This is a genomic window from Comamonas kerstersii (genome assembly GCF_002056725.1).
In the GTDB taxonomy this organism is placed as follows: Bacteria; Pseudomonadota; Gammaproteobacteria; order Burkholderiales; family Burkholderiaceae_C; genus Comamonas; species Comamonas kerstersii.
Window position 1 is genome coordinate 1937383 of sequence record NZ_CP020121.1, and the last position, 13126, is coordinate 1950508.

The 13126-nt window shown below is 60.9% G+C and carries 12 protein-coding genes; 9 read left to right on the top strand and 3 right to left on the bottom strand.

All coding sequences use genetic code 11. The features are described from left to right. Positions 1-10 precede the first annotated feature (10 nt). The gene (locus B5M06_RS09035) at positions 11-916 is read left to right on the top strand and encodes a class I SAM-dependent methyltransferase (RefSeq protein WP_054065741.1); all 906 of its coding nucleotides are present in this window, start codon (positions 11-13) and stop codon (positions 914-916) included. A 125-nt stretch (positions 917-1041) separates the two neighbouring features. Beyond that, positions 1042-1656 (top strand): SCO family protein, encoded by a 615-nt coding sequence (locus B5M06_RS09040; RefSeq protein ID WP_054065740.1) that lies wholly within the window; start codon positions 1042-1044, stop codon positions 1654-1656. Positions 1657-1722: 66 nt separating this feature from the next. Here B5M06_RS09040 and B5M06_RS09045 read toward each other — a convergent pair whose 3' ends face one another. Together B5M06_RS09045 and rpoH are read right to left on the bottom strand one after the other, a co-directional pair. After that, entirely contained in the window at positions 1723-2736 is a 1014-nt protein-coding gene (locus B5M06_RS09045; protein ID WP_054065739.1) for a Bug family tripartite tricarboxylate transporter substrate binding protein, read from the bottom strand. A 126-nt stretch (positions 2737-2862) separates the two neighbouring features. Further along, positions 2863-3807, bottom strand: a complete 945-nt coding sequence (gene rpoH, locus B5M06_RS09050) for an RNA polymerase sigma factor RpoH (protein WP_054065738.1) — start codon at positions 3805-3807, stop codon at positions 2863-2865. A gap of 297 nt (positions 3808-4104) precedes the next feature. Here rpoH and B5M06_RS09055 point away from each other — a divergent pair, with 297 nt between their 5' ends. The 3 genes from B5M06_RS09055 to cutA all read left to right on the top strand — a co-directional run bounded on the left by B5M06_RS09055 (position 4105) and on the right by cutA (position 7625). Then, positions 4105-6039 (top strand): FUSC family protein, encoded by a 1935-nt coding sequence (locus B5M06_RS09055; protein ID WP_054065737.1) that lies wholly within the window; start codon positions 4105-4107, stop codon positions 6037-6039. A gap of 37 nt (positions 6040-6076) precedes the next feature. Beyond that, positions 6077-6976 carry a DMT family transporter gene (locus tag B5M06_RS09060; protein WP_054065736.1) on the top strand — a complete coding sequence of 300 codons (900 nt, stop codon included), beginning with the start codon at positions 6077-6079 and terminating at the stop codon, positions 6974-6976. 304 nt (positions 6977-7280) lie between these two features. Continuing rightward, entirely contained in the window at positions 7281-7625 is a 345-nt protein-coding gene (cutA, locus tag B5M06_RS09065; protein ID WP_054065639.1) for a divalent-cation tolerance protein CutA, read from the top strand. Between the two features lie 84 nt (positions 7626-7709). On the opposite strand, the gene ftsY is transcribed toward cutA, so the two are convergent. Next, complete coding sequence (gene ftsY, locus B5M06_RS09070; protein ID WP_054065588.1) at positions 7710-8864, bottom strand: signal recognition particle-docking protein FtsY; 1155 nt, start codon at positions 8862-8864, stop codon at positions 7710-7712. A 27-nt stretch (positions 8865-8891) separates the two neighbouring features. Here ftsY and B5M06_RS09075 point away from each other — a divergent pair, with 27 nt between their 5' ends. The 4 genes from B5M06_RS09075 to coaD all read left to right on the top strand — a co-directional run bounded on the left by B5M06_RS09075 (position 8892) and on the right by coaD (position 13049). Further along, positions 8892-10346, top strand: a complete 1455-nt coding sequence (locus B5M06_RS09075; protein ID WP_054065589.1) for a M16 family metallopeptidase — start codon at positions 8892-8894, stop codon at positions 10344-10346. An 8-nt stretch (positions 10347-10354) separates the two neighbouring features. Further along, the gene (locus B5M06_RS09080; protein WP_054065590.1) at positions 10355-11707 is read left to right on the top strand and encodes a M16 family metallopeptidase; all 1353 of its coding nucleotides are present in this window, start codon (positions 10355-10357) and stop codon (positions 11705-11707) included. Then, entirely contained in the window at positions 11707-12432 is a 726-nt protein-coding gene (gene rsmD / locus B5M06_RS09085) for a 16S rRNA (guanine(966)-N(2))-methyltransferase RsmD (RefSeq protein WP_080025208.1), read from the top strand. The genes B5M06_RS09080 and rsmD overlap by 1 nt, the downstream gene beginning before the upstream one ends. Positions 12433-12557: 125 nt before the next feature. Continuing rightward, complete coding sequence (gene coaD, locus B5M06_RS09090) at positions 12558-13049, top strand: pantetheine-phosphate adenylyltransferase (protein WP_054065641.1); 492 nt, start codon at positions 12558-12560, stop codon at positions 13047-13049. The last annotated feature ends 77 nt before the right edge of the window (positions 13050-13126 follow it).

The window sequence follows — 13126 nt, forward strand, 5'->3', positions numbered from 1 at the left end:
CTAGTGCCTCATGTCTGAACATCAACCTCCCACCATTGATCCCGTCGCCGCTGCCCGCTGGCAGCAATCAGCCCCTGCGCAGTCGCCCTGGCTGCATGAGGAAATCGGGCGGCGCATGCAGGAGCGCCTGCAATGGATGTGCCATACCCCCAAAACCTGGTGCGACTGGCAGCCCGTGCGCGGCGGCATGCAGACGCATGCGTTGATTGCCGAGCGCTATCCCCAGGCCCAGGCCTATGTGGTGGAAACGGCGCCACGCATGCAGGCGGTGGCGGCTGCCAACTGGGCCAAGCCATGGTGGAGCCCAGCACGTTTGCGTGGCAAACACACCGTGGTGGGCATGCCCCCTGCAGGCAGCGTAGACATGCTGTGGGCCAATATGCTGTTGCATCAGGAGGCGCAGCCTATGCAGATGCTCCAGGCCTGGCATGACGCGCTGGCCGTGGATGGCTTTGTGATGTTCTCCTGCCTGGGGCCGGACACTGCCCGTGAAATGCGTGCACTCTACGAGCGCATGGGCTGGCCCGTGGCCGGGCAGAGCTTTACGGACATGCACGACTGGGGTGACATGCTGGTGCATGCCGGTTTTGCCGAGCCGGTGATGGACATGGAAACCATCACGCTGACTTTCCCCACACCGCAGCGCCTGCTGCAGGAGCTGCGTGAGCTGGGGCGCAATCTCCACCCCCAGCGCTTTGCTGGCCTGCGTGGCAGGCAGTGGCTGGAGCAGCTGCATGCGGCCATGGGCGAGCATCTGCGCCTTGACAGCAACGAAGGCCAGCTGGCACTGACCTTTGAGGTGGTCTATGGCCATGCGCTCAAGCCAGCGCCGCGCCTGAAGGTGCAAAGCGAAAGCGCGGTCTCGCTGGACCAGATGCGCACGATGCTGAAGCAAGGCCGTACGCCAGCGCCTTGAACGCGCTTGATCTGGCGCAGTCCATGCGCCGGCTTGGCAGGTCATAGAACTGGCAGGCTGACTCAGTCTTTGTTTTTGCCGTTATGGTTGTGGCTGGAACCGCGATGCTTTTGACTGAGACTGCTATGCAAAGAAGACGTGTACTGAAAAATCTGGTGCTCAGTGCCTCGGCACTGGCTGCAACGGCCTTGCTCATGGGTTGCAAGCCCAAGTCCACCAGCCTGGAAGGGGTGGATATCTCTGGCGCTGCCTATGGCAAGGACTTCCCCTTGCCCGATGCGCAGGGCAAACATCGCTCCATTCAGGACTTTGCAGGCAAGGTCGTGGTGGTCTTTTTTGGCTATACGCAGTGCCCCGATGTGTGCCCCACGACGCTGCAGGAGCTGGCCGAAGTCAAGGAACTGCTGGGTGCACAGGGCGACCGGGTGCAGGGCGTGTTTATCTCTGTCGACCCCGAGCGCGATACACCGGAAATTCTGCAGGCCTATACGCAGGCCTTTGACCCCGGCATGGTGGCGCTGACCGGCACGCCTGAGCAGATTGCCGCTGTGGCCAAGGATTTCAAGGTGTTCTACAAAAAGGTGGAAGGCAAGCAACCCGGCAGCTATACCGTAGATCACTCTGCTGGTCTGTATGTGTACGACCCCAAGGGCCAGCTGCGCGTTTACCACCGCTACGGGCAGGGCGCACAGGCGCTGGCCAAGGATGTGCAGGCACTGCTGAACGAATCCACCTCGTGATGCAACAAAAAAAGATCCACCGCAGGGTGGATCTTTTGCTTTTGAGGGCCAGTAGATGGGTGCGTCTTACTGGGCGCTGATGTGTTGCTCTTTGATCAGACGGCTCAGTGCTTCCGTGTCTTTCTTCACGCGGTTGGCCAGCCCTTCAGGCGATGTGGCCACGGTTTGCCAGCCTTGCTGGTACAGCTTTTCGCGCACTTCAGGGGTGCGTGCAATCTCGATCAGCATGTTGGCCAGCTTGGCGCGGGTGGCCTCGGGCATGGAGTAAGGGGCTGCAAAGGCGTTCCAGATCTGCAAGTCAAAGTCTGGCACACCTACTTCGGCCAGGCTGGGCACATCAGGCGCCAGAGGGCTGCGGCCGCCGGAGGTCACGCCAATCAGACGCAGCTTGCCCGCCTGTGCCTGGCTTTGTGCCAGTGCGGGAGGCAGCAGTGCCATCTGCAGTTGCTTGCCCAGCATGGCGGTAGCCACCTGTGGGTAGCCGTTGTAGGGCACGTGTACGGGGTTGATGCCGCTGCGTGCCTTGAGCAGTTCCGTGCCCAGATGGCCAATCGTGCCTACGCCGGGGGTGCCGTAGTTCCACTGGTCGCCAGCGGCCTTGGCGGCGGCAAAGAAGGCCTTGCCATCGGCATCCCTGGGTACGCCGGGCTGCTCCACCGGAGCAGTCAGCACCAAGGGCGAGACGCCGATCAGCGTCAGCGGAGCCAGGTCGGTGAGTGGGTCGTAGGGCGTGGCGGGGTTGAGGATCTTGGCAATCGTCATATTGCCGTTGATCATCAGACCGATGGTGTGGTCATCCTGCGCACGCGCGACTTCTGCTGCGCCGATGTTGCCGCCTGCACCCACCTTGTTTTCCACAATGACGGGCTGGCCCAGCATCTTGGACAGCGGATCGGCAAAGGTACGCGCTGTCAGATCGGGCGAAGAACCACCGGGAAAGCCCACCACAATGCGCACCGGCTTGCTGGGCCAGTGTTCCGTAGAGGATGCGGCAAAAACAGCAGGGGCAGCCGCGCTGGCCAGCAAGGCAACGCCGGAAGCCAGAACGCAGCGACGGGCAAGAGAAGAGATGGATGTCATGGCTTGTAAAGCGTGAAATCTGCAGAAGGCGATGATTTCTTGCAGGAAAAAAGAAAGCCCGGAGATTATCCGGGCTTGCTCAAACATGAATCTGGCATTTTTCAGCCAGCGTGTGCAGGAACGTTCTCAGGCAAATTCTGCCAGCGCTTTTTTCATCTTTTTCATAGCGGCCACTTCAATCTGGCGAATGCGCTCAGCGCTCACGCCGTATTCAGCAGCCAGCTCATGCAGCGTCATGCCGCCGGAGCCATCGTCGTTCACCTTGAGCCAGCGTTCTTCCACGATGCGGCGGCTACGCGCGTCCAGCTGCTCCAGCGCCTGGGCAATACCGTCGGTGGCCAGCACATCACGCTGACGGCTTTCGATCATCTGCGTGGGCTCATGCGAGGCGTCCGACAGATAGGCGATAGGACCGTAGGCCTGCTCACCATCGTCACCAGGCGTGGGGTCCAGCATCACGTCGCCACCCGAGAGACGGGTTTCCATTTCCATCACTTCTTCAGGCTTGACGTTGAGCTTGGCAGCCATGGCGTCCACCTGCTGTGCAGTCAGGGTTTCGCGCAGGGACAGATCATCGTCCATGGCAGCATCAGCCTGCATGCCCTGCTTGAGCGAGCGCAGATTGAAGAACAGCTTGCGCTGGGCCTTGGTGGTAGCCACCTTCACCATGCGCCAGTTCTTCAGAATGTATTCGTGAATCTCGGCCTTGATCCAGTGAATGGCATAGCTGACCAGACGCACGTTCTGCTCTGGGTCAAAGCGCTTGACGGCTTTCATCAGCCCGACATTGCCTTCCTGAATCAGGTCGCCGTGGGGCAGACCGTAGCCCAGGTACTGGCGGGAAATCGACACCACCAGGCGCAGGTGGGACATGATCAGACGCCCGGCGGCGTCCAGATCGTTGTGTTCTTTGAGCTTGCGTGCGTAGTCACGCTCCTCTTCCTGGGTCAGCATGGGCAGACGGTTGACAGCCGCAATGTATGCATCCAGGTTGCCCAGCGGAGGAACCAGAGACCAAGGATTTGCAGGTGCCAAGGCCGAAGCAGCATGGGTGCCAGTTAGGTTTGTCATTGCAGTCATCCTTTCATCCATTGCTTCATATTAGCACTGTGTTTGAGAGAGTGCTAAACCAAAAGTTCCCCAAAGGTTTATAGGGGCTGTGCTAGCAGTGTAGCTGCGGGAATCGGCAGGCTGTTGTAGGGCAATGCCAATGCAAGTTGTTTGAGCAATAAGCCCTTGGGGTGGAAGGTATTGGATTATCTTGGTGCATATGGCTTGCGCTATGGTCAAGTATTTGTATGTGTCATAAATAATTAGCTGCTGGCATATTGGTGCTCATGCAAAAGATCTTATGGGGAGAGGCAATCGATGGTGAACAAAATGGGTGATGTCACGCTGCACCCTAATTCCTGGCTGAAGGAAATGGCGCGCCTGAATCCATCCAAATGGAATATGAGCCGCTCCTGCCGCGCCTCGCTGGCGATTGCATTACCCATGCTGGTGGGCTATTACACCCACACCCTCATGTACACCATGTGGATTTCCATGGGCGCCATGTTCCCCTCCATTGGCGAGCGGGATGCGCCTTATGGGTTCACTGTGCGAAAAATTCTGATTTCTGCACCCATAGGGGTGTCAGGCTTTCTGATGGGCTATCTGAACACCTGGGGGCTGGATTGGGGCTGGATCGTGCTCATCATGAGCGCTGTGGGCTTTGCCATGGCCATTGCCAGCAGCTACAGCGCCACGATCTCGATTGGCTGTCTGCAGTTCATGGTGATGGCCGCAGTGTCGCTGGGTAATCCGGAAATTGGTCATTTCTGGATGTCCTCGCTGCTATTGCTGGGTGGTGCCTCGTTTTATCTGCTGCTGCTTTATCTGGAGAAATGGATTTGCCCACACCATATTCGCCGGGATGCGATTGAGCAGGTATTGCATGCCTTGATTGCGCTGTGCCAGAAAAAAATAGAACAGGCTGATGTGGAATCTGCACGTCTGCAGTTCAATATGAAATATGAAGCGCTATATACATTGATGCTGCAAAAGCGTTATCAGGCGCTTGGCCACAATATTGTGTGGGACCAGACCGCAGAGGTGGTTCAGAATATGGACAACCTGTTTGCCATCATTATGGCTACGCAGAACCGGGATGAGATTGCGCAGATTCAGACCTGTCTGCAGCAAATGGTGCAGGCGCTGGTGCAGGATCAGCGCCTGGAACCGGGGCACCCCGATGGCTTGGCGCAGTGGCAGGCGCTCAATGATCTGACGCTGGCCCTGTGGGGCCGAGCACCGGTGTCTGCTACCCCCCAGAATCTGCCGCAGCGCGCACTGAATCTGCGGCTGACGCTGCAAAAACTTTCTCCGGGCCGTGCGACGGTGCGCTCTGCACTGGCGCTGGCGCTGTGTACGGCGATTGGCTATGCCATCCGCTGGGTGGATGATGTCTCGCATTGGTACTGGGTGCCGATGACCGTCTCCATTGTGATGAAGCCAGAGCTGGGCTCCATCTTTGTGCGGGCCGTGCAGCGCACCGTGGGCACGGCGGCCGGGGTTGTACTGGGGGGGCTGCTGCTGGCGCTGGTGCCTGTGGGGCCGCTGTTCATTCTGATCATCGCAGCCATCGCCTTTGTGCTGCCCTGGCTGGCACCACGCAATTATGCGCTCACGGCCTTTGCCATCACGCCGCTGGTGCTGGTGCTGATCGACTTTCTCTCCCCTGCGCGCAGCGGCATGCAATACGCCGATCTGCGGCTGCTGGATACCTTGATGGGCTGCGCCATCGTGCTGCTGTTTGGTTATCTGCTGTGGCCGCGCCGCCATGCGAGTGAGCTGCAGGAGTCCATGGCGCAAGCGCGCCAGGCCATTGCCCACTATCTGCAGCTGGTGCTGGACCACCGGCTGCAGCCGGAAAGTGCCGATGTCAGCGAGGCACGCCGCGCTGCCTACGGCAAGCTGGTGGACATGCGGGCAGCGCTGCAAAAGTCCATGGCTGAGCCACCGCCTGCCGGTTATGAGGCGGCAGCCTGGTTCCCGCTGGTGGCCTGCGCAGCGCGGCTGTGCGATGCCATTACGGTGTACTCAGCCAGTGCCAGTGCGCAACCTGACGAGCAGGAGTGGGCCTGGCTGCAGCAGATGCCGCAGGCGATTGCGGGGCTCCAGTCTCTGCCTGAGCTACCTGCGCAGTTGCTGGATGGGCACAGCCCCGAGTCGCAGCTGATTGCCAGCATCCGCAAGGAAACCCACACCCGCGAGCGGCTGTACGAGAAAGCGGTGGCACCGACTGCAGCTGCTGCGACCTGAGCCAGCGTTACAGTAGGGCCTTTCAGACATTGCTCCCATGTACACACCTTCCCGCTGGGGCGCGTATGGCTGTCTGGCGCTGAGCATGGCGCTGGTAGGCAGCTATGTGGCGCTGTCCAAACCTCTGGCTGCACTGTTTCCCATCCTGCTGCTGGCATGGCTGCGCTTTGGCATTGGCGGCGTCGCCATGCTGCGCTGGCTGCGCCGTGCGCCGGGTGAAGCGCCTTTGCAGGTGCGCACGCGCTGGCTGCTGTTTCTGGAGTCTTTCTTCGGCAACTTTCTGTTCACGCTGTGCATGGTCACGGGCGTGAGCCTGACCAGCGCCGTCGCTGCGGGCGTGACCATGGCTGCCATTCCCGTGGCCGTGGCCGTGCTCAGCTGGGTGATTCTGCGCGAGCGCATTGCACCGCGCACCTGGGTGGCCGTGGCGCTGGCGGTGGCCGGGATTGCGCTGTACGCCTGGGTCAAGCCCGAAGAAGCTGCAGACAGTCGCAGTCCTTACGCCTGGCTGGGGCAGTTGCTGCTGCTGGGGGCCGTGCTGTGTGAGGCCACCTATGCTGTGCTGGGCAAGCAGCTCACGGCCTCGGTATCGCCCAAGCGCATCAGCGCCATCGTCAACCTCTGGGGTTTTGCGCTGACCACGCCGTTTGGCCTGTATCTGGCCTGGCAGTTTGACTTTGCCAGCATCAGCCTGCCGAACTGGACGTTGCTGCTGTTCTATGCGCTGGCCGCCTGTGTGTGGACCGTCTGGCTGTGGATGACGGGTCTGCGCGTGGTGCCTGCCGCACAAGCGGGGGTGTTTACCGTCATGCTGCCGGTGAGCGCTGCCGTGGTGGGCGTGGTGGCGCTGGGTGAACCTATCACCGGCCTGCAGCTGCTGGCTCTGGGCATTGCGTTGCTGGGTGTGCTGGTGGCGACCTGGCCCAGCAGGCGCTAGGGCGTGTTCACATAAAGCTTGAGATTCGCGTTGAAGGCTTGGGGATGGGATGCTAGGCGCGGTGGCGCAGCAATGCCGAGCGCCTTGCAAGCCGCCGCAACAACGCAGACCGCCCCAAGCCTTCAACCCCATTTGTGATCTCCATAATCAGGGGCAGCCACGACAAGGCCGCCACTGCATTGTTGCCCACCTTGCGCGGGTGCGCACCCGCGCTGCGCCGTGCGTCGCGCATTGCCAGCCTTGTCGTGGCTGCGCGAACCCAATGTTTATGTGAACACGCCCTAGACGCAGGACAATGCAGCCCATGGAGATTGCAAACTGGAACAACGTGGCGGTGCTGACCAGTACCGTAGGCAGTGCGGCCGATGCCGAGCGTCTGGCACAGACCTCTGTGCAGGCGCGTGTGGCGGCCTGTGTGCAGATAGAAGCCATCCATTCCCACTACGAATGGCAAGGCAGCCTGGAGCGCAGCGCCGAGTGGCGGCTGGTTTTCAAGACCTTGCCCGAGGCCGTGGATGAGCTGCTGGCCTGGCTGAAGGCCGAACACCCGTATGAGGTGCCGCAGCTGTTGCTGCGCATGGAGGCTGCGCATCCGGACTATGCAGGCTGGGTGGCGGCACAAGTGGACATCAAAAAAGTGAGCTGCTAACGCTGATAAAAAAAGGACTTCAGATACTTTTGTATCTGAAGTCCTTGTTATGCAAGCGCAAGGCGCTATGAAAATTCTAGAGCCTTAGGCCAGCAGCGCCTGGGCAAACTCCTTGGCGTTGAAGGTTTCCAGATCTTCCAGCTTTTCGCCCACGCCGATGAAGTACACGGGAATGGCGTGCTCCTGCGCAATCGCGGCCAGCACGCCGCCCTTGGCGGTGCCGTCCAGCTTGGTCACGATCAGGCCTGTCAGGCCCAGGGCATCATCAAAGGCCTTGACCTGGTGCAGCGCGTTCTGGCCGGTGTTGCCGTCGATGACCAGCAGCACTTCGTGAGGAGCAGAGTCATCGGCCTTGGTGACCACGCGCTTGATCTTCTTGAGCTCTTCCATCAGGTGCAGCTGCGTAGGCAGGCGGCCTGCAGTGTCGACCAGCACGACGTCCTTCTTGCGTGCCTTGCCTGCGCTCACGGCGTCAAAGCTCACGGCAGCGGGGTCGCCCCCGGTCTGGCTGATGATTTCCACGGTATTGCGGGTGGCCCACACGCCCAGCTGTTCGCGGGCAGCTGCGCGGAAGGTGTCGGCTGCGGCCAGCAGCACAGACTGGTTGTTGTCCGCCAGGTGCTTGGTGAGCTTGCCAATCGATGTTGTCTTACCTGCGCCGTTCACGCCGGCCACCATGATGACGGTGGGCGTGTGCTCGCCGATGGTCAGCGGCTTTTCCAGCGGCTGCAGCAGGTCAGCCAGGGCATCGGCCAGCAGTGCCTTGACGGCAGCTGGATCGGTGGTCTTGGTTTCCTTGACGCGGCGCTTGAGGTCTTCGAGCAGATACATGGTGGCTTTGACACCGGTATCGGCCATGAGCAGTGCGTCTTCCAGCTCTTCGTACAGGGCATCATCAATCTTGGTGCCCGTGAATACGGAGGTAATGCTGGTGCCGGTCTTGCGCAGCCCCGCTTTGAGGCGGTCCATCCAGCTGCCGCGGTCGGCAGGCAGTGTGGGCTTGGCCTGGGGTTCTGGTGCTGCCTCAAAGGCTTCGGGCGCAGGGCTGGAAGGAACTTCTTCCTTGCCGCTTATTCCGAAGGTATTGCGAAGCCAGCCGCCGACAGAAGCTGTCTTGGCTGCAGGGGTGGAACTGTCCTCGGCCTGGGGGGCAGAGGTCGTAGATGCGACGTTCTCAGCCTGCTCAAGCGCAGGCGTGGTGTCGGCAGATGGGGCTTTTTTCTTGAAAAAACTGAACATTGGCGGGTTCTTAGAATCCTTCATTCTATGAAACGAACTTTATCCCTCCTAGCGCTTGTGGCCAGCCTGAGTGCGATGGCCGAGAATTCGCAGCCCGTGGGCGCGTCATCCATGCCTGCGTCCCAGGCTGCCAGCACGACGACGGCGGCCAGCCCAGCGACAGCTGCGCAGCAGTTTACTTTGAGCAACGGCATGCAGCTGATCGTTCAGCCAGATCACCGTGCACCCACTGCCATCAATATGGTGTGGCTGCGCGTGGGTGCCATGGATGAAGTCGATGGTACAACCGGCGTGGCCCACGTACTGGAGCACATGATGTTCAAGGGCTCCAAAGAGCTGGCGCCGGGTGAGTTCTCGCGCCGCGTGGCTGCGCTGGGCGGGCAGGAAAACGCTTTTACCAATCGTGACTACACGGGCTACTACCAGCAGATTCCTGCCAATCGCCTGCGTGAGGTGATGGCGCTGGAAGCAGACCGCTTTGCCCACAACCAGTGGCCAGACGAAGAGTTCACCAAGGAAATCGAGGTGGTCAAGGAAGAGCGCCGCATGCGCACGGAAGACAATCCGCGCGCCATGCTGTTTGAGCAGCTCTCGGCCGCGGTCTTCCATGCCAATCCCTATGGCCGCCCGGTGGTGGGCTGGATGAGCGATCTGGAAGCCATGACACCCGATGACGTGCGCGAATTCCACCAGAAGTGGTATGTGCCCGAGAACGCCACCGTGGTGATTGCCGGTGATGTGGACGTGGACCAGGTCAGGCAGTGGGCAGAGGAAACCTACGGCAAGATTCCTGCCCGCCCCGTGCCGGTGAGTAAGCCGCGCGAGGAGCCGCGCCAGCTGGGCATGCGCCGCATTGAAGTGAAGCAACCCGCGGAGCAGGCCTATGTGGCCATGGCCTACCGCGTGCCTTCCATCCGTAATGTGCAGAACCTGACGGCTGAAGACAAGGATGCGCTGGCGCTGCTGGTGCTCTCTGCCGTGCTGGACGGCTATGACGGTGCACGCCTGGAGCGTGCGCTGGTGCAGGGCAAAGACCGTGTGGCTGATGGCGCAAGCAGCTCCGCAGGCGTGATGGGGCGCGGCCCCGCGCTGTTCATCCTCTCGGGCGTTCCTGCGCAGGGCAAGAGCACGACCGAGCTGGAGCAGGCCCTGCGCGCCCAGGTGCAGCGCATTGCCAGGGAAGGGGTGACCGATGCCGAGCTGCAGCGCGTCAAGACCCAGTGGCGAGCCTCGCAGGTGTATGAGCGCGACTCTGTCATGGGCCAGGCACAGAGCCTGGGCAGCTACTGGGTGATGGGCATGCCTGTGAATGCGGAAGAGTTGCTGCTGGATGCGCTGATGCAGGTCACGCCTGCCGATGTGCAGCGTGTAGCCGACCAATACTTTGGCGATGACCAGCTGACCGTAGGCACGCTGGTGCCACAGCCACGTGCGCTGGGTGATGCCCCCCGTGCTGCAGTTGCCGTTCCCCACAAGCATTGAGAGCGAACATGAGAAAAGTAAAAAACATAGCTGCCAGCGCTTGGCTGGTAGGCGCTTTGGCCGGTTTTGGCATGAATTCCGCGTGGGCGATTTTGCCAATTCAGCACTGGACACAGCCCTCTGGTGCCCAGGTCTGGCTGGTAGAAAGCCCGAACATCCCCATGGTGGATGTGCAGGTGATGTTTGATGCCGGTGCACGCCGCGATCCTCAAGAGCAGGCCGGGCTGTCTACCGCTGTCAGCATGATGCTGGACAAAGGGGTGAAGGCCGAGGGCAAGCTGCCAGCGCTGGATGAAAACGCGCTGGGCGAGGCCTGGGCGGACCTGGGAGCTTCCTTTGGTGCCAGTGTGGACAGGGATAGCTTTGAGTTTTCACTGCGCAGCCTGACAGAGCCTGAGCTGCTGCAGCGCTCGGTCGAGCTGGCTTCGCGCCAGATGGCCAACCCCAGCTGGCCTGAGCAGATCTGGCAGCGTGAGCGTGCACGCTGGACGGCTGCGATTGCGGAGTCCAACACCCGCCCCGGCACCGTGGCAGGCAAGGCCTATGCGCAGGCTGTGTATGGCGCTCACCCCTATGGTCAGCGTGCGACAGCGGAGTCACTGCAACGCGTTGACACTAAGGCCATGCAGAACTTCTACCGCGACATGTTCCAGGCCTGCCGCGCCAAGGTCAGCGTGGTGGGGGCGGTAGACAGAGCGCAGGCCGATACGCTGGTGCAGCAGCTGCTCTCACGCCTGCCCAAGGACGATGGCAAGGGCTGTGCACCACTGCCTGCCGTGCAGGAAGTGCCAGTGCTGGAAGCTGCCAAGGACATCCGCATTCCCTTTGCATCCGCTCAGGCGCAGGTGTTGATTGGCCAGCCCGGCATCAAGCGCAATGACCCGGATTTCTTCGCCCTGCTGGTGGGCAACCACATTCTGGGCGGCGGCGGACTGGTGTCCCGCCTCATGGAGGAAGTGCGTGAAAAGCGCGGTCTGACCTATGGGGTCTCGAGCAGCTTCTCGCCCGGCCTGCATGCAGGCGCCTTTACCGTGGGCCTGCAGACGCGCCCCGATCAGGCCGAGCAGGCCCGCCAGGTGGCCCACGAGACGCTGAAAAAATTCATTGCTGAAGGCCCTACAGAGCAAGAACTGCGCGATGCCAAGGACAATCTGGTCGGCAGCTTTGCGCTGCGTATCGACAGCAACCGCAAGCTGTTGGCCAATGTGGCCAATATCGCGTGGAATGATTTGCCCCTGGACTATCTGGATCACTGGACTGACCGGATCGAAGCCCTGACGGTGGACGAGGTACGCAGTGCCATGCAGCGTGCGATCCAGCCTGATCGCATGGTGACCGTCGTGTTAGGGGAAAAGAAATAATGGGCCGCAACAGTTATCGCAATATTGAAGAAGCATTGGCGCTGGAAGCGCGCCTGAAACGCCGCGAAGCCTACAAGCAGGCGGAGGCAGAGGCCGCCGCCGTTGCCGCAGGCAAAAAGCCTGGCAGCAAAGCCCAGGGTAAGTCTGCCAGGCCCGGTGCAGGTGGTGCGGGTGAAGTGCGCATCATCGGTGGGCAATGGCGTCGCACCCGTCTGGCGGTGGCGCAACGCCCTGGCTTGCGCCCCACACCAGACCGTGTGCGCGAAACCCTGTTTAACTGGTTGGGGCAGGATCTGGGCGGCTGGCGCTGCCTGGATGCCTTTGCGGGCACCGGTGCGCTGGGTTTTGAAGCCGCTTCACGCGGTGCCGCGCAGGTGCGCCTGATCGAGCAGGATGCTGCGCTGGCGCAGCAGCTGGAGCGACTGACCCAGCAGCTCAAGGCAGACGCCGTACAGGTGCAGCGTGGCGATGGTGTTGGTGCACTGAACCACAGCGTGGCAGGCCACTGGCATGCCGTATTTATTGATCCTCCGTTCGCCATGGAGGCATTGTTTGCCCCTGCGCTCAAGGCCGCGGCCCATGCGGTGGCCGACGACGGCTTTGTCTATCTGGAAGCACCCAAGGTCTGGGATGATGAGGCGCTGGCGGCATTGGGCCTGCAGCAGTACCGCTATCTGAAGGCAGGCAATGTGCACGCACACTTGCTGAAAAAACGCGCAGACTGAGGACTAAATCTCGGAATTGATAGCTTCCAGCGCTTGCTGCATGCGCGCTGGAAGCTATTTTTTTGCCCCAAATCCAGGGCAGGCATAATCGCGCGCATTGCAATGCACACCACATGGAGATCGCTATGGCTGAGCACGTAATTGCCGTGTATCCCGGCACGTTTGACCCTATCACGCTGGGGCATGAAGACATGATTCGCCGGGCGAGTCAGCTGTTTGGTGAGGTGGTGGTCGGGGTGGCCATGGCGCACCACAAGAAGACCATGTTCACGCTCGAAGAGCGCATGGCCATGGCGCGCGCCGTATTCAGCGATGTGCCCAATGTGCGCGTGGAGAGCTTTGACGGTCTGGTGCGTGACTTTGTGAAGCAGCAGGGCGCCAAGGTGATGGTGCGCGGTCTGCGTTCAGGCACGGACTTTGACTATGAATTTCAGCTTGCTGGCATGAACAAGCATTTGCTGCCGCAGGCCGAGACAGTGTTTCTGACGCCCAGTGCCGAGACCATGTTCATCAGCAGTACGCTGGTGCGTGAAATTGCCACGCTGGGGGGCGAGGAAGTGCGCAAGTTTGTGTCACCCACGGTGCTGCAGGCCTTGATGGGGAAGCTGACGGCATGATGCAGTGGCCTGATCCCCAGATGAACATTACCACCCACAGCGGTGGAAAATTGTGGGTGGCGATGGAGCGGTGAAGG

What these genes read in the sequence shown, in the direction of transcription:
- B5M06_RS09035 (WP_054065741.1), top strand. Translation starts at nt 11, where the DNA reads ATGTCTGAACATCAACCTCCCACCATTGATCCCGTCGCCGCTGCCCGC.
- B5M06_RS09040 (WP_054065740.1), top strand. Translation starts at nt 1,042, where the DNA reads ATGCAAAGAAGACGTGTACTGAAAAATCTGGTGCTCAGTGCCTCGGCA.
- B5M06_RS09045 (WP_054065739.1), bottom strand. Translation starts at nt 2,736, where the DNA reads ATGACATCCATCTCTTCTCTTGCCCGTCGCTGCGTTCTGGCTTCCGGC.
- rpoH (WP_054065738.1), bottom strand. Translation starts at nt 3,807, where the DNA reads ATGACAAACCTAACTGGCACCCATGCTGCTTCGGCCTTGGCACCTGCA.
- B5M06_RS09055 (WP_054065737.1), top strand. Translation starts at nt 4,105, where the DNA reads ATGGTGAACAAAATGGGTGATGTCACGCTGCACCCTAATTCCTGGCTG.
- B5M06_RS09060 (WP_054065736.1), top strand. Translation starts at nt 6,077, where the DNA reads ATGTACACACCTTCCCGCTGGGGCGCGTATGGCTGTCTGGCGCTGAGC.
- cutA (WP_054065639.1), top strand. Translation starts at nt 7,281, where the DNA reads ATGGAGATTGCAAACTGGAACAACGTGGCGGTGCTGACCAGTACCGTA.
- ftsY (WP_054065588.1), bottom strand. Translation starts at nt 8,864, where the DNA reads ATGTTCAGTTTTTTCAAGAAAAAAGCCCCATCTGCCGACACCACGCCT.
- B5M06_RS09075 (WP_054065589.1), top strand. Translation starts at nt 8,892, where the DNA reads ATGAAACGAACTTTATCCCTCCTAGCGCTTGTGGCCAGCCTGAGTGCG.
- B5M06_RS09080 (WP_054065590.1), top strand. Translation starts at nt 10,355, where the DNA reads ATGAGAAAAGTAAAAAACATAGCTGCCAGCGCTTGGCTGGTAGGCGCT.
- rsmD (WP_080025208.1), top strand. Translation starts at nt 11,707, where the DNA reads ATGGGCCGCAACAGTTATCGCAATATTGAAGAAGCATTGGCGCTGGAA.
- coaD (WP_054065641.1), top strand. Translation starts at nt 12,558, where the DNA reads ATGGCTGAGCACGTAATTGCCGTGTATCCCGGCACGTTTGACCCTATC.